The sequence below is a fragment of the Anaerosporobacter sp. genome, from assembly GCF_031551385.1.
GTDB lineage: Bacteria > Bacillota > Clostridia > Lachnospirales > Lachnospiraceae > Anaerosporobacter.
In genome coordinates, this window is record NZ_JAVBNS010000016.1 from 54905 (window position 1) to 71947 (window position 17043).

15 protein-coding genes and 1 riboswitch are annotated in these 17043 nt (G+C 35.6%); of the genes, 11 read left to right on the top strand and 4 right to left on the bottom strand.

Translation table 11 applies throughout. From position 1 onward, the window contains the following. Positions 1 to 32 precede the first annotated feature (32 nt). Positions 33 to 1403: an MATE family efflux transporter gene (locus RMR19_RS02550; RefSeq protein ID WP_310601924.1), complete on the bottom strand. Its 1371-nt coding sequence runs from the start codon at positions 1401 to 1403 to the stop codon at positions 33 to 35. Positions 1404 to 1613: 210 nt separating this feature from the next. Between RMR19_RS02550 and glpK the strand changes: the two genes are divergently transcribed. Next, entirely contained in the window at positions 1614 to 3098 is a 1485-nt protein-coding gene (glpK, locus tag RMR19_RS02555; protein ID WP_310601925.1) for a glycerol kinase GlpK, read from the top strand. Here the strand turns inward: glpK and RMR19_RS02560 are convergent. The 3 genes from RMR19_RS02560 to RMR19_RS02570 all read right to left on the bottom strand — a co-directional run bounded on the left by RMR19_RS02560 (position 3076) and on the right by RMR19_RS02570 (position 5405). Further along, entirely contained in the window at positions 3076 to 3927 is an 852-nt protein-coding gene (locus RMR19_RS02560) for a GNAT family N-acetyltransferase (RefSeq protein ID WP_310601926.1), read from the bottom strand. The genes glpK and RMR19_RS02560 overlap by 23 nt on opposite strands. Positions 3928 to 4273: 346 nt before the next feature. Next, complete coding sequence (locus RMR19_RS02565) at positions 4274 to 5059, bottom strand: HAD family hydrolase (RefSeq protein WP_310601927.1); 786 nt, start codon at positions 5057 to 5059, stop codon at positions 4274 to 4276. Between the two features lie 70 nt (positions 5060 to 5129). Then, positions 5130 to 5405, bottom strand: a complete 276-nt coding sequence (locus RMR19_RS02570) for a Pr6Pr family membrane protein (protein WP_310601928.1) — start codon at positions 5403 to 5405, stop codon at positions 5130 to 5132. A 176-nt stretch (positions 5406 to 5581) separates the two neighbouring features. Here RMR19_RS02570 and RMR19_RS02575 point away from each other — a divergent pair, with 176 nt between their 5' ends. From RMR19_RS02575 to rpsG, 10 genes are all read left to right on the top strand, one after another. Beyond that, a complete protein-coding gene (locus RMR19_RS02575; RefSeq protein WP_310601929.1) occupies positions 5582 to 7585 on the top strand; it encodes a KUP/HAK/KT family potassium transporter in 2004 nt (667 codons plus the stop codon). A gap of 289 nt (positions 7586 to 7874) precedes the next feature. Beyond that, positions 7875 to 8180 (top strand): PadR family transcriptional regulator, encoded by a 306-nt coding sequence (locus tag RMR19_RS02580; protein WP_310601930.1) that lies wholly within the window; start codon positions 7875 to 7877, stop codon positions 8178 to 8180. Positions 8181 to 8193: 13 nt separating this feature from the next. Further along, positions 8194 to 9423 carry a DUF4097 family beta strand repeat-containing protein gene (locus RMR19_RS02585; protein ID WP_310601931.1) on the top strand — a complete coding sequence of 410 codons (1230 nt, stop codon included), beginning with the start codon at positions 8194 to 8196 and terminating at the stop codon, positions 9421 to 9423. A gap of 111 nt (positions 9424 to 9534) precedes the next feature. Further along, positions 9535 to 9633: riboswitch (SAM riboswitch) on the top strand. 181 nt (positions 9634 to 9814) lie between these two features. Further along, positions 9815 to 11002 (top strand): methionine adenosyltransferase, encoded by a 1188-nt coding sequence (metK, locus tag RMR19_RS02590; protein WP_310601932.1) that lies wholly within the window; start codon positions 9815 to 9817, stop codon positions 11000 to 11002. Positions 11003 to 11219: 217 nt separating this feature from the next. After that, the gene (locus tag RMR19_RS02595) at positions 11220 to 12914 is read left to right on the top strand and encodes a sensor histidine kinase (protein WP_310601933.1); all 1695 of its coding nucleotides are present in this window, start codon (positions 11220 to 11222) and stop codon (positions 12912 to 12914) included. Next, complete coding sequence (locus RMR19_RS02600) at positions 12911 to 13600, top strand: response regulator transcription factor (RefSeq protein WP_310601934.1); 690 nt, start codon at positions 12911 to 12913, stop codon at positions 13598 to 13600. Before RMR19_RS02595 ends, RMR19_RS02600 begins: the two co-directional genes overlap by 4 nt. Before the next feature lie 113 nt (positions 13601 to 13713). After that, complete coding sequence (locus tag RMR19_RS02605; RefSeq protein WP_310601935.1) at positions 13714 to 14463, top strand: RluA family pseudouridine synthase; 750 nt, start codon at positions 13714 to 13716, stop codon at positions 14461 to 14463. A gap of 107 nt (positions 14464 to 14570) precedes the next feature. After that, positions 14571 to 15632, top strand: a complete 1062-nt coding sequence (gene ytvI / locus RMR19_RS02610; protein WP_310601936.1) for a sporulation integral membrane protein YtvI — start codon at positions 14571 to 14573, stop codon at positions 15630 to 15632. A gap of 187 nt (positions 15633 to 15819) precedes the next feature. Beyond that, a complete protein-coding gene (gene rpsL / locus RMR19_RS02615) occupies positions 15820 to 16239 on the top strand; it encodes a 30S ribosomal protein S12 (protein ID WP_310601937.1) in 420 nt (139 codons plus the stop codon). A 227-nt stretch (positions 16240 to 16466) separates the two neighbouring features. Beyond that, entirely contained in the window at positions 16467 to 16937 is a 471-nt protein-coding gene (gene rpsG, locus RMR19_RS02620) for a 30S ribosomal protein S7 (RefSeq protein ID WP_310601938.1), read from the top strand. The last annotated feature ends 106 nt before the right edge of the window (positions 16938 to 17043 follow it).

A 17043-nucleotide genomic window follows, 5' to 3' on the forward strand; every position in this document is an offset into this window, starting at 1 on the left:
ATCACAAGGCTTTTCTTCTTTTTTGGATAATACTAATCTAAAGTTGTATGGTGAATCCATTTTCCTTTAAGAATTCGTGGAACGGTAAGTATTGTTTTAATCATTTCGTCGCTACATAAGATAAAATATACAATAACAGGGCTCGCTTTCAGTATACTAGCAACGAATATTCCAATTCCTAATTTTAGAACAAACAACGTTGCGATATCAAGCGTTGTGCAGTAAATGGTATCTCCAGAACCGCGCAATATACCAGCCATAGTAAGGAGCGTAAATGATTGAAAGAATAGGAGATATGCGGAGCCAAAGAGCATACTTTGTATCATGGTAGCTGTTTCGTCTGAGCAGTTAATAAAGTTTGGTGCAATGGGACGAAAGGCAAGAACTGCCGCGGAAACAATAGCGCCAAGTACCATACTAACCTTTAATAATTCTTTTGATATCTGTAACGCTTCCTTTTCTTTTCCCTCTCCAATAACATTTCCCATAACGATACCAGCACCAATGCCGAAGCCAATAAGTACGATACCAGCTAATTGTTGCACCTGATTAATATAGCTAGAAGCAGTAATGGCACTTTTGCCAAGGCGACCAATAATTGCGGCTTGAACAGAGATTCCAACTCCCCAACAAACTTCGCTCAGTAGGACGGGGATACTAAAACGAACAAGGGTAGACCAGTATTTGCGGGTCTTATGAAAGAGATCTTTTAAAGTAAAGTGTAATTGTTTCTCGTGGCAATGCATATAGACAATCGTTAAAAGACTTTCAAATATACGACTAATCAATGTGGCAGTTGCTGCACCTTGAATTTCCATTCTAGGCATACCTAAGTGTCCGAAGATAAGTACCCAGTTTAGAAAAACGTTTAGTATAAATGAAATACCATAGATACAGGCGGATATATATACATTTCCAGTGCTTCGCATACTCATTAGGTATATGCCTGTAAAGCCAGAGAACATATAGGAAAAGCCAACAATACGTAAATATTTTGCACCGTAGGCAATGATTTCAGGTTCATTAGTGAAGATGGACATTGCTGTTTCGGGAGCGATAAGTACAAATGTGGATACTAGGAAACCGACAACAACGCCGATTCTAAGCATAAGACCAAGAATTGCACGAATGGGTTCTAACTCACGTTTGCCCCAATATTGAGCAGTTAAAACAATAGAGCCAGATGATAGACCAAATAGTACCGTTGTGAATACAAAATAAGGTTGGTTGGCATAAGAGATGCCGGATAATTGCTCCTCGCTGATTGTTCCAATCATTAAAGTGTCTGTTACGCTGACACCTACGTTAATTAGATTCTGAAGTGCAATTGGTATTGCAAGCATTAGAATTCGAAATATGTAATGCCGCATTAAAGGTTTATTTTTAGTAAGTGAATTTGCCATAATGGTGTGTATTGATACTTCCTTTCGATATAATTTAGACATACTATATACTGTATAACAGGAAGTTAAGAGAAGTCAAGGGCATAAAATGTCAATCAGAAAGATGCAAAGAAATTTCTGTATTTGACAATAGACTTAACCTTGATTTTACACATATTGTTGTTTATGATTTATGTAGAGATATTAGGCAAGAAAGGTAGGGTTATTACAATGAAACAATATATAATGGCATTAGATCAAGGAACGACAAGTTCAAGATGTATCTTGTTTGATAAGCAAGGTAATATCAGAAGTATGGCACAGAAGGAGTTTACGCAGATATATCCGAAAGCAGGTTGGGTGGAACATAATCCCATAGATATCTGGTCGTCACAAGTTAGCGTTATGACAGAAGCTATGGCTAAGATAAATGCAAGTGCAGAAGATATTGCAGCAATAGGAATTACAAATCAACGAGAAACAACAATTGTATGGGACAAGCACACAGGAAAACCAGTATACAATGCAATTGTGTGGCAATGCAGGAGAACTTCATATATTATCGACCAGCTAATTGAAATGGAGATGGATTCGACAATTAGAGAAAAAACAGGTTTAATTCCAGATGCATATTTCTCAGGAACGAAAATCAAATGGATTCTTGACCATGTTGAAGGAGCTAGAGAACGTGCAGAAAATGGAGACTTACTTTTTGGAACAGTTGATACATGGCTTATCTGGAATCTGACAAAAGGGGATGTATATGTAACGGATTATACGAATGCATCACGTACAATGCTTTATAATATTAAGGAGTGCAAGTGGGATGATGAGATTCTTGCATTATTGGATATACCAAGATGCATGTTGCCGGAAGTGAAATCTTCAAGCGAAGTATATGGAGAAACAAGAATTAAAATTCTAGGAGGAAACATACCAATCGCAGGAGCGGCTGGTGACCAACAAGCAGCATTGTTTGGACAGTGTTGCTTTTCGGAAGGGGAAGTAAAGAATACGTATGGAACAGGTTGCTTCCTACTTATGAATACAGGTAATAAGGCAGTAAAATCGACAAATGGGTTATTAACAACGATAGCAGCAAGCAGAAAGGGAAGTATTGAGTATGCCCTAGAAGGTAGTGTATTTGTTGCTGGTGCGGCGATACAGTGGTTACGTGACGAGCTAGGTCTAATTGAGAATGCAGCGATGTCTGAAAAACTGGCAATGGAAGTAGCAGACACAAACGGAGCGTATGTTGTGCCTGCATTTACTGGGCTTGGTGCACCATACTGGGATCAGTATGCTAGAGGTGCAATTATTGGTCTTACAAGGGGTGTTAATGATAAGCACATTGTACGTGCAACTTTGGAATCCATTGCATACCAAGTGCATGATATCGTGCGAGCGATGGAAAATGATTCGGGTATTCCTTTAAAAAATCTCAAAGTTGATGGTGGAGCGAGTGCAAACAACTTCATCATGCAGTTTCAAGCAGATATATTGAATACGACAGTGCTACGACCTAGCTGTATTGAAACAACAGCCTTAGGTGCAGCATATTTGGCTGGATTAGCCGTTGGTTATTATGAAAGCAAAGAGGAAATTAAGGAAAACTGGTCATTATCAAGAAGCTTTTCTGTGAATATGACAGAAGAGGAACGATACAATCTTGTACAGGGCTGGCACGAAGCGGTTAATCGTATTCGAACAAAATAACAGGACATGTTTCTTTGTTTGATAAAACCGTATTGGTTTGAGTGATTTTCTTAAAACCTAATTGCGACCAAAATGCATAGCCTTCTATGTTGCTTTCGATACAGGCAAGTTGGATTTTGTGAATTTCATTTTCTTTGACAACCTGTAGAAATGTATGCATAAGTTCCGTACCAAGACCTTGTCTTTTATAGTTTCCATGAATCATAAAAAGGCCAATCCAAATCGTTTTGATATCATTTGTATGTTCATAATCATAACCAACAAGATATTCCATAACAGCTATCATTTGCCGATTTTGATAGATACCAAAGTAGAACTTTTGCTTCATTGGGAAGTTCTCTGGTATTGCTTCAAGGTCGGCAATGCTTTCTTCAGAAGTGATAGGATGCTCCTGTGTAAGGCTAAAATAGTAAGGATTCGAAGAGTATAAATCAAAAATTTCCTCTTTATGCTTCTTTGTCAATCGAATAAGTTGGTAATCAGGAAGGTGATATTTAAGACCATTGAAAATATCAATAGGTTCGAAGGAAGTGTCAATACCAAAATCGCTTGGAAGTGGTTGTGAACTCTCCTTATAATAAGCAGTTCCATCAGATGTGCGTCCGATAAAATGATAGTTGTATAGCTCACGGCGAAGCGTGCAAGAATCATTATATGTATGCCATTTTTCAAGTAGGGTATTGATTTCTTTTTCTGTATATGTTTGTACAGCAGGAATCTTAGAAGCGAGATAAAATAGTGTTATTATTTGATTTTTTTTCTTTGCAGGGAACATCGTTAGATGGCCATCTGCATCTAAAAAGTTCTTAATTTCGTATTGTAAGTTCATGGTGTTATTCCTTTCGTGTTTGAAATGGTTCATAGGGAAGTGCGTTATGCAATTTAAGTATTAATTGATAGTGAAAGTAGTTATAATAAAATATTTTTCAAACAAAACAAAATATTGTTTGTATATTTATAAACTTAATGTAATACTGTTTGTTGAAAAAGTCAATGAAAATAATAAAAAAGCAAACAAGATGAAGAGATGTTTGCTTCTTATTAGATATATTGAGATTTGATTTTGATAATTTCTTATGCTTTTCATATAAGGATAAAATGCATGACCTTTCAACTCACTAAGTGGAGTACACAACTTAGTACAAGCATTTTTGGAATATGATTTGTATCATATTTTATAATGTCTTTAAAAAATCATAAATCGTTTGTTCAACAGAAGATGTGTGGTAAGGGGTAAGCTTTTTGATATCGTCGTGTGCATTCTCCATGGCATAACCATATTTGGCAGTGGTAAGCATCTCGATATCATTATAATTATCACCAAAAGCCATAACGTGGTCTGTTGTAATCTGAAGGTGATTGCATAGAGCGCACAAAGAATTACCTTTATTTGTATCAGGATGATTGAAGTCTAACCATTCAAAACCAGAGATGGTTGTTTTAAGAGTAGTGCTCCATTTATCAATAAAGAAAGGTGCAGAGTTTTCTGCAACACCTGTTTCGTCACAGATTGAAATTTTATAAAAAGGTTCATCAACTGAATGGAAATCTTCAACGATAGTAACACTATTGTGAACAACATGTTCTAAGAAGTAAGCGAAATAAGGATTCTTTGGTTGCACATATGCAGTTGATTGACCAGATAATAGAAGTTCGCAAGAGCCTGTCGCAAGTATATCCTCCATGAGTTGTAAACCAGTTTCACGGTCGATACAGGATTTTGAGATAATTTGGTCTTGATACATAACAAGTGCACCATTTTCACATATATATGCAATATCATTTTGTACAGGAGCAAATAATCTGCGTAGGTTTGCATATTGTCTACCACTTGTTGCGACAAATAGAATTCCATGCTTGGTTAATTCTTTAATATAAGTAATAATTTCAGAACTGACTTCTTGTGCGCCGTTATGTAATAATGTTCCATCTAGGTCACTGGCGATAAGTTTTATATTCATAGTTTGAATCTCCTTTTATGTTGAGTATTGCTCGACTGGTGATGAAATAGCCTATATTACAGTAGTTTGCTTATTTGATACGTTTGATCTTTTTTCCCCACCTACATAATAATTTATCTACTACGAAAACAATATATCCTATTGCAAGAAAAGCGGCTACAAGACCCAAAACGCTCAGCATTACCGTTCCCCACCCAAGGACATCCGAATCTATAAAAAAGTAAGGATAATGGTTTCCATCATAGAATGTCATACCCAGCCTCGCTGCAACAACAGTAAATACATAATAACACAGGGGGATAATAAGCCATTTGAAGGGATCAAGTCTGTTTAGCTGCCTTTTCAATCAGTTTTCTTATATTGTACTGGAATAAATGTGAAAAATCAAGCTGGGGGGGAGCAGTAGAATAAGATTAATGGTAACAATTTTTGGCGTAATATTAACTTGTTTCTAGGTATAGCTTTTGCTATACTCATGCTGATATTAAGATAACAAAATGAAAAAGTAAAGAGGAGATTATTATGGTAGAGCCGAAACGGTCAGTGTCGATTCCATTTAGTAAAGGTGCTGTACTGGTAACAATGGGAGTTGTATATGGTGACATTGGAACATCACCTATGTATGTTCTGAAATCAATAATAGCAGGGAATGGTGGAATAAATCAGATTAATGATGAGCTTATTCTGGGTTCTCTGTCTTTGATTATCTGGACATTAACGTTACTGACTACAATCAAATACGTTTTAATTGCAATGAAAGCAGATAATCATGGTGAAGGTGGCATTTTTGCACTATTCAGTTTAGTAAAGAAATATGCAAAGTGGCTGATTTTACCTGCGATGATTGGTGGAGCAGCATTGCTGGCAGATGGCGTGCTGACCCCGGCAGTTACAGTTACTACGGCGATTGAAGGTCTTAGAAGCATACCAACAATATATGAAGTTCTTGGTGATAATCAAACAAGAATTGTAGTCATTACGATTCTTATCATTAGTGCATTATTTATGATACAAAGAATGGGAACGAGTTTAATAGGAAAAACATTTGGACCAATTATGTTTGTATGGTTTCTATTTCTTGCAATAGCAGGAATATCTAATATAGGAGACAACTTTAATGTACTTAGAGCACTAAATCCTTTGCGCGGAATTAAGATACTATTTAACTCCAGTTTGAATAAACAAGGAATTATGATTTTGGGAAGTGTGTTTCTGGCGACAACTGGAGCAGAGGCACTATATTCAGATATGGGGCATGTGGGGAAGAAGAATATCTATGCTAGTTGGCCTTTTGTGAAGATATGCTTGATTCTTAATTATTTGGGGCAAGGCGCATGGCTGATGCAGAACAAAAATGACACTGCATTAGCTAAAATCGAAGATATAAACCCGTTCTTTCAAATGCTTCCAAATCAAGTTAGAATGCTGGCAGTTATATTAAGTGCAGTGGCAGCAGTTATTGCTTCCCAAGCGTTGATAACTGGTTCATTTACCTTGGTATCGGAAGCAACACGTTTAGATTTAATGCCAAGAATGAAGGTTCGGTATCCGTCAGAGACAAAAGGACAGATATATATTCCTCTAGTAAATGGAATAATGATGCTATCTTGTGTAGGTGTAGTGTTGTATTTCCGTTCTAGTGCACGATTGGAAGCAGCATATGGATTGGCGATAACAATGACAATGCTGATGACTACAATATTACTATCTACCTATTTACGAAAGGCTAAGATGCAAGGAATGCTTTCATTTGTATTCTTACTATTGTTTGGTGGACTAGAAGGTTGTTTCTTTGTATCAAGTCTTACAAAGTTCTTTCGAGGTGGTTATGTTGCACTGGTAATTGCAATAATACTGTTTGGAATTATGTTGGTTTGGTATTACGGAACGGCGATTGAACGCTCACAAGCAAACTATTTTCATATTAAAAAATATCTATCAATGTTTAGGGAACTTCGTGCAGATGAATCACTACCGTTTACAGCAGATAATCTAGTATATATAACGCATAATACACACGGTGATATTATTGATAGAGACGTACTATATTCTATATTTAATAAAAAGCCAAAGAGAGCAAAAGCATACTGGATTGTAAGTGTTATTGTTACTGATGAACCATTTACTAACACATATACAGTAGATAATTTTGGAACAGACTATATATTCCGAGTAAGATTGTATCTTGGATTTAAGATTCATCAAAGGATTAATGTGTATCTAAGACAAATCGTTACAGATTTAATTAAGTCAAAGGAATTGCCATCGCAGAAATCAAAATATTCTATCTATGGAACAGGTGGAAAAGTTGGAAACTTTAGATTCTGTATGTTGAGACAAATGTTGTCACCAGAGAGTGATATTGCTTCTTATGGAAGAATGGCAATATCTATAAAATACGCAATTCGACATGTGGCAGGAACGCAAATGCAGTGGTATGGTTTGGAAAGTTCCTCGATTATTATTGAATATGTTCCGTTGTTTGTGAAGATGAAGGTGATGGAGCATTTGGTTAGGAAAGAATAGTATTTGTTTGTATCGAGTGATGAAGAAAAATCATTGTATCGTTGGATTCAGGGATAGAGGCTACTATTATTTCATACATGGTAAAGACACGTTATTGCTTTTAGAAAAATAGTAACGTGTCTTTTTAGTATAATAAATCCTACTAATTGATTATAAAAGAGTACTAAATTTAAAATACTATATTGCATTATAGAATAGTATGTGATATGATGTATTTAACAAAAAGAAAAATCTAAAAGATTACGAACCAACAACTTAATATTTAACCCAAGAAAGGAGGAGAAGAGACATGAATCCACAGTTTAAAAAAGCTGCATTAGAGTTATGTGTATTGTCGAAACTTCTAAGTGATGATTGTTATGGATATGAATTGACAGAAGCAATTTCAGAGAAGATGGTAATTGCGACAGGAACATTATATTTGATATTGAAGAGATTAAAAGATGAGAAGTATGTTGAGACATATCTTGTAGAGTCGGGAGAAGGGCCAGCGAGAAAATATTATCATCTAACAGAAAGTGGCATTGCCTATCAAGAAAAATTAAAACAGGAATGGAAGGAATTTATAGTAGCGGTAGATTATTTTATTAATTAGGAGGATGATTACTATGAATAGAGAAGAATATTTATTACAGATAGAAAAAGCATTACAGGAAGCAAATGTGGATTCAGAAATTATAAGTGAGATTATAAGTGACTATGAAGAGCATTTTAGAATGGGAATAAAGAATAACAAGACAGAAGAGGAAATCTGTAGAGAATTGGGCTCTGTGGAAGAAATTATTGCAGAAATTGCTGGTATGGAAGTTTCAAGTCAAACAGAATCGAAAGCCATAAAGGAAGTTGTAGAACCAAAAGAAGCCATAGAACCAAAAGATCTTGTAGAATCCCAAGAAGAGATCGTAGAGATGGTGAATTCAGTAGAAACTTATGAAGTGGAGAGTATAGTGGAAGAACAAGAAACAAATTATTCTGATGTACCATTTACTAGAGTTGAAATAGAGGGAAATTGTGCAGATGTTATAATTACTGGAGGAGATGAATTCAAAGCAAACTATGTAAACAATGGATCAGCAAAAGATAAGCTGGCATATCGTTTCTATTATCACCAAGAGGGCGATACTATGTATGTAGGTGTAAAAGAGAACTTCCAAAAGATGCTATTTCGTATATTTCACAGTGTAGATATTCTGCTAACAATTCAAATCCCTGCTCATGTGAAAGAGGTTGAAGTGAAAGTAGCAAGTGGCGATTGCAAAATTGCAGATGTAGAACTAAAGAATTTGTCTACATGCAGTGCAAGCGGAGATGTTAAGATAAATCAGGTGACATGTGCAGAGGCATCCTTTCATACAAGTAGTGGAGATATCGCAATTGCTCATTCTAAAATAGAGTGCTTAGGTGTAAGTACGAGTAGTGGAGATATTGAAATCACACAGACAGACGCAAAGTTTGTAGAGAGTGGTTCAAGCAGTGGTGACGTAGAAATTGAAGGTGGAACTATTGATAAAGTAGAGGCAGGTTCTACGAGTGGAGATATTGAGTGTTCCTCATTGTCTCAAAACTACGCTTTGAACAGTGTTAGTGGTGACATAAGTGTAAGAATGAAGACGGATGCAGAGGCAAGATATGAAACCATTAGTGGAGATGTAGACATTCGTTTAGAGAATGATAGCAATGGATATGTATTGAATGCAGCTACAGTTTCTGGAGATGTAAACATTCGTTATGAAGGAATGAGCCAAAGGGACTGTAAGAGTGGTTGCTACACATATGGAAACCAAGGTACTAACATACATGCCAATACAGTATCAGGAGATATTGATTTAAAGGGTTAAATGATAAAAAACAGCAATAATGTATAAAAACGACAACAACTAGTTGACGAATATGCAAAATTAGAGTATGCTTAATATGTTAACAACAAAATAGTATTTAATATTATATTTCTCTTATTCAGAGTGACGGAGAGTAAAGGCTCTATGAAGTCACGGCAACCCCCTAAGTGGAAGGTGCCAACCTGAGCGAGTAAAATCGAGCAATAAGAGGATTTGATGATTATAGAATCAAGTCCACTTATGTGGACTTTTTTTATTTACAAAAATGGCCTTATTTCATGAAGGATTGATGGGATAACAATTGATTTGATGTGAAAAGTGTCTACAAAATAAAAAAAGTTCCGTCAAAAAATACTAATCAAAATATTATGATGAAAGAAAGGGAAAACAAATGGAAAAATTATTATTTACTTCAGAATCAGTAACAGAAGGACATCCAGACAAAATCTGTGATCAAATTTCAGATGCGGTTCTTGATGCTTTATTAGCACAAGACCCAATGAGTCGTGTTGCTTGCGAAACAGCAATTACGACAGGGCTTGTATTAGTAATGGGAGAGGTTACTACACAAGGATATGTAGATATTCAAAAAATCGTACGTGATACAATCAGAGAAATCGGATATGATGCATCAGAAAAAGGTTTCGATGCAAACACATGTGGTGTTATTGTAGCATTAGATGAGCAGTCATCTGATATTGCAATGGGCGTAAATCGTGCATTAGAAGCAAAAGAAAACAAAATGTCAGATGCAGAAATCGAAGCAATTGGTGCTGGTGACCAAGGTATGATGTTTGGATATGCTACAAATGAAACAGAAGAATATATGCCTTACCCTATTTACCTTGCACAAAAATTAGCACGTCAATTAACAAAGGTTAGAAAAGACGGAACACTTGCTTACCTTCGTGCAGATGGTAAAACACAAGTAACTGTAGAATATGATGAAGCAGGAAAACCAATTCATCTTAATGCAGTAGTTTGTTCAACACAACATGCAGCAGACGTTACACAAGAACAAATTCATGCAGACATTAAAAAATATGTATTTGATCCAATTCTTCCAAAAGAATTAGTAGATGAGAATACAAACTTCTTTATTAACCCAACGGGCCGTTTCGTAATTGGTGGACCAAATGGAGACAGTGGTTTAACAGGACGTAAAATTATCGTAGATACTTATGGTGGATACGCTCGTCACGGTGGTGGTGCTTTCTCTGGTAAGGATTGTACAAAAGTAGACCGTTCAGCAGCTTATGCAGCACGTTATGTAGCGAAGAACATCGTAGCAGCAGGACTTGCAGATAAATGTGAAATCCAATTATCGTATGCAATCGGTGTAGCACAACCAACATCAGTAATGGTTGATACATTTGGAACTGGAAAAATCAAAGATGACGAATTAGTAAATGTAATCCGTGAAAACTTTGACTTACGTCCAGCAGGAATTATTAAAATGCTTAATTTAAGAAGACCAATCTACAAACAAACAGCAGCATACGGACACTTTGGACGTAACGATTTAAACTTACCATGGGAAAGAATCGACAAAGTAGATGTATTAAAGAAATATTTATAAGAGTTAAGAACATAAGGAAGGTATGCTATCGAAAGGTGGCATACCTTTTTCTACGCGTAAAAATAGTTAATCCGTGCTTTTTTTTAGAAAAAGTTAAGAAACAAATCGAAGAGTTTATGTGTAAATACAGAGTACGTATGTTATAATGTAACATATGAGAAGCAGAGAGGCTACTTCTATAGATTGAGCGACTTAGTATGATAAAGAAGGTGACAAGATGAAATTGCGAGGAAGAATAGCAATTGCATTCATTACAATTATAACAATTCCCATTATAATGATTGCAACAGTTGGTAGTATGATTATTAAAAATCAAATTATATCGATTCAGCGAACATATAATGTGGATTCGAATACAATTCAGGTTATAACCAATCCGATGCAGTTATTAAATCGGGTGACAAGAGGTGTGTATAATGATATTAAACTATGTGCACTAAAAGAACCTGAGAAGTTAGAAGATATGGATTATATAAAAAGATTGAATTCAGAATTAGTAGGTAAATACTCATTTATTGTATTGCGAAAAGGAAATGAGATTGCATACGCTGGCGATCAAGTGAAATTTGAACGTATTAGTGTTGACTTACCCAAGTTTGCGGACTATACAATTAGTGCGGACGGTGGAATTTATTTGGGTGGAGAATATCCATGTTTAATAAAGCAACAAGATTTTTATTACCAAGATGGAACAGAAGGTTCTATATTTGTAGTAACGGATGTTAATAAGTTAATACCACAATTAGAATCTTCTATTATTCAATGTATGATTGCATTCGTATTAATAATTTTCCTAACAGCAGTAGTGCTAACGTTCTGGATTTATCGTAGTGTATTGCATCCTTTGAGGACACTGCAGGTGGCTACGAATAGGATTAAATCTGGCGATTTGGATTTCACGGTACAGGCGGAGAAAGATGATGAAGTGGGAGTGTTATGCGAAGATTTTGAAGAGATGAGATGTAGGATAAAAGAGTTAATTGAAGTTCGTATGCAATATGAAAGAGATACGAAGGAATTGATAAGTAATATCTCGCATGATTTGAAGACGCCATTAACTGCAATCAAAGGATATGCAGAGGGAATTATGGATGGAGTAGCAGATACACCAGAGAAGCAGGAAAAATACTTAAAGACAATCTATACAAAGGCAGTAGATATGACATCATTAGTAGATGAACTATCATTTTACTCAAAGATAGACTGTAATACAATTCCTTATAACTTTGCTAAGATTTATGTGGATCAGTATTTTACAGATTGTATTGAAGAGTTAGGCTTAGACCTTGAGGTTAAGAATATTGATGTAGCATATTTTAACTACACAGATGATAATGTAAGAGTAATAGCAGACCCAGAGCAGTTGAAGAGAGTGGTAAATAATATTATTGGAAACTCTGTAAAATATATTGATAAGAAGAAGGGCATTATCAATGTTCGTATTAATGATATAGGCGAATTTGTTCGTATTGAGTTAGAGGACAATGGGCAGGGTATTGCAGAAGAAGATTTATCAAATATTTTTGACCGATTCTATCGCACGGATCAATCAAGGAATTCCTCGAAAGGTGGAACAGGACTTGGACTTGCGATTGCTAAGAAAGTTATTGAAGATCATGGCGGAAGCATATGGGTTAGTAGCAAGGAACTTGTTGGAACAACCATTTATTTTACTTTGAAAAAGGTAGAAGAGGATAAAGAAGAGCTTAATGATTTACCTGAAGTAGGTGATAATTCGAACACAAAGAGTCGAAGAGATGGAGATGGGAAGTATAGATTTTTCTTCCTTCCTGCAAAAGACAAATCGAATAAATCTGAAGAGGATAAATTAGCACAAGAGAATAGCGTTAAGCAGAAAGAGAAAACAAAGAAATCGGACAATAAGAATGAAATTGGAGGGGTTAAGGAATGAGTAAAATATTAATAGTTGAAGATGAACTTGCAATTGCAGAATTAGAGAAGGACTATCTTGAGTTGAGTGGATTTTCAGTAGATATTGAATCATCTGGAGATGTAGGAGCGAAACGTGCTCTTGCAGAGAATTATGATTTGATTATATTAGACCTTATGCTTCCCAATATGGATGGGTTCGAGATATGCAAGAAAGTAAGGGAAGAAAAGAACATCCCTGTAATTATGGTTTCTGCAAAGAAAGATGATATTGACAAGATTCGTGGACTTGGACTTGGAGCGGATGACTATATGACAAAGCCATTTAGCCCAAGTGAATTGGTGGCAAGAGTAAAAGCGCATTTAGCAAGATATGAAAGATTGATTGGTACGAATACGAAGGAAAATGAATTAGTTCAGATTCGTGGTATTAAGATTGATAAAACTGCTAGGCGTGTCTATGTTAATGGAGAAGAAAAAATCTTTACAACGAAAGAATTTGATTTATTAACATTTCTTGCACAAAATCCGAATCATGTATACACAAAGGAAGAACTATTTCAAGAGATTTGGGATATGGAATCTATCGGAGATATCGCAACCGTAACGGTTCATATCAAAAAGATACGTGAAAAGATAGAGATAAATACATCGAAACCTCAATATATTGAAACAATTTGGGGCGTTGGATATCGTTTTAAAGTATAATGAATGTCAATTAAAAAAAACCTTCTCCATGTTCAAAGCTCCTTAGTATGTATTTGAACATTATGAAGGTTTTTTCAATTGACGATATAATAAGTACCGATTAAGGAGAAAAAATGAAGTCATCTATAATATATGAAGATATACATGTCTTAGTTTGTGAAAAACCAGTAGGGATGTTGGTGCAGAGTGATCGTTCAATGGACGTGGATATGGTGAATGAACTTAAGAATTATCTATATGAGAAGCAGACAGAGAAGAGAGAACCGTATCTTGGCTTAGTGCATCGTTTGGATAGACCAGTCGGAGGTGTTCTGGTTTTTGCAAAAACACCGGTAGCGGCGAAATCCTTGAGTATACAAGTGCAAGGTGGAGAGCAGAGTGGGAAAAATCCGACTCCAAAAATGGAGAAGAAATATTATGCAGTCATCGAAGGTGATTTATCAGACAAGATAGGGGCTGTACCAGAAGAGATTGTGAATTATCTTGTGAAGGATGCAAGAACGAATACATCAAAGATTACGAATGCTACTGATAAGAATGGTAAGAAAGCAATTTTAATGTATCAGGTATTGGCGGTAGCGAAAGATGAGAGTGGATACCCCATATCATTAGTAGAGGTAACACTGAAAACAGGAAGACATCATCAGATACGTGTACAGATGGCGGGAAATCAGATGCCTTTATGGGGAGACACAAAATATAATGAAGCGTTTGTAGAGCGACAAAAACAAAATTCAGGTATGAGATGGGCGAATGTTGGTCTGTATTCGCATATGTTAGCATTTACACATCCGACCTCAAAGAAGAGACTGGAATTTGAACGAAAACCTAAGGACGGGATTTTTAAACAATTTGACTTATAGCAAGGATAATGAAGAGGCTACTTAAAATAACAGTGATACAAATGTAGTGTGTGCTGAATAATTTATATTAAATTGCAGACACTATATAAGTAAATGTTAGAAGTATAATGATAAGTGGCAGAGGTGTTATCGTGGAAAGAGAGATAAGTCGCATAAAAATAAAAACAGTATTATTAGTAATAGGGACAACGATAGCGGTGTATCTTTTTTTTCGTTACGCATTGCTTATGTTTGTTCCTTTTATTGTGGCGTATTTTTTTACGAAGTTATTGCGTCCGATTGTTAACTGGCTATATGACAAGATTAAGATGTTAAAAATGATTAGTACGACAATACTATTAATTATGTTAGTTACTTTAATTGGTACAATGCTGTTTTTCCTAGGGAAAAAACTGATTGAGCAAATTAGTAGTCTTGTAACTAACATTCCAGTCTATCAAGAAGTAATTCTTGGCGTGCTAAAGAAGATATGTGGCTGCTGTGATAAATTGTTTGAACTTGAGAAAGGGCAAGTGTATTACTATGTCTATAGCAATGGATCAAAGTTTTGGGTAGGAATACAAGAAAAAATAGTTCCTGCGATTACGCAACGTTCCTTAAGTATTGCAGCTCTATTAATAAGCATTGTAGGGAAAATGGTTATCGTATTTATCGGAGTACTAATGATGATGAAAGACTATGATGAGTATAAGAGTTTTTATGAAAATTCGCGTTTCTATGAGGATATTCATAAGGTAACAGGGAAATTATCGGAGACGGGAATTGCATATCTGAAGACACAGGCGATTATTATGATGATAACCGCAGCAATCATGACGTGTGGATTGTTTTTGATTCATAATAAATATGCATTATTAATAGGAATTTTGATATCCTTTTTAGATGCATTTCCAGCGTTAGGTTGTGGGCTTATATTGATACCATGGGCGGTAGTGGAATTGTTATCAGGAAATGTCGTATATGCGGCTGTAGTTATTACAATTTATCTAATCTGTGAATTGACAAGACAGTTTTTAGAACCTAAATTATTAGGAGATAGAATTGGAATTAAACCAGTATATATGTTGATGGCGATGGTAATTGGATTCGAGGTATTTGGTATCTTGGGGTTTTTGCTGGGCCCTCTGGGGTTAGTAATTATATCGGCGGTAGTAAAAGCTTATAGTTGATATGAAGAAAAAAGAAATAAAAGATACAAAATACTATAAATTTTATTTGAGACCCTCTTGACAAGTAGAAAACTTTGAATTATACTCAGTTAGTGTGTATTTTGCTAGTAATGGCACATTTACACAGTTAAAGCTGATAAAAACAGCAACCACAGAAAAAAACATCATTACCGCAGGAGGTGAAATAATGCCAACTTTTAATCAATTGGTAAGAAAAGGAAGACAAACAATCGAGAAGAAATCAACTTCTCCAGCACTTCAAAAAGGTTTCAACTCACTTAGAAAGAAATCTACTAACTCATCATCACCACAAAAAAGAGGTGTTTGTACAGCAGTTAGAACAGCAACTCCTAAAAAGCCTAACTCAGCGCTTAGAAAGATTGCCAGAGTTCGTTTGTCTAACGGAATCGAAGTAACTAGTTATATCCCAGGTGAAGGCCATAACTTACAAGAACATAGTGTTGTTCTTATCAGAGGTGGTAGAGTAAAAGATTTACCAGGTACTAGATACCATATCGTTAGAGGTACACTTGATACTGCAGGTGTAGCTAAGAGACGTCAAGCTCGTTCTAAATATGGAGCAAAGAGACCAAAAGACGCTAAATAGGAAGCAAAGAATCATAAGTAACCACATTATAGCAATTTTCTGATTTAAGAAGTGCCGGATTAATGAGTTTATTCCTGTAGGTTGCAGGTGACGATATATTAAACTGGTTACGAACACAGAAAACAATTACAGGGATTATTTTGTAGTTGACACAATATGTGAGTACCGATGAATTAACAAGTGTATTATCGGGAAACTGATAAACACGTATTAAGGAGGGAAGCACCGTGCCACGTAAAGGACATATTCAAAAAAGAGATGTATTAGCAGATCCATTATACAATAACAAGGTTGTAACAAAGCTTATCAATAACATTATGTTAGACGGTAAGAGAGGTGTTGCACAAAAGATCGTATACGGAGCCTTTAATAAAGTAGCAGAAAAAACTGGTAAAGAAGCTGTTGAAGTATTCGAAGAAGCTATGAACAACATTATGCCAGTGCTTGAAGTTAAAGCTAGACGTATCGGTGGAGCAACATACCAAGTACCAATCGAAGTTAGAGCAGATAGAAGACAAGCATTAGCTCTTCGCTGGATTACATTGTATTCTCGTAAAAGAGGAGAAAAAACAATGGAAGAAAGATTAGCAAATGAAATTCTTGATGCAGCTAACAATACTGGAGCATCTGTTAAGAAAAAAGAAGACATGCACAAAATGGCAGAAGCAAACAAAGCGTTTGCTCACTACAGATGGTAAGATTCATTGCTTAATTGCAATGGGTTTATATCAACTAAGATTGCCACAAACATGCAAAATACCTCTTATGCAACTTCGGTTGTATAAGGGGTTAAATATAAGAACG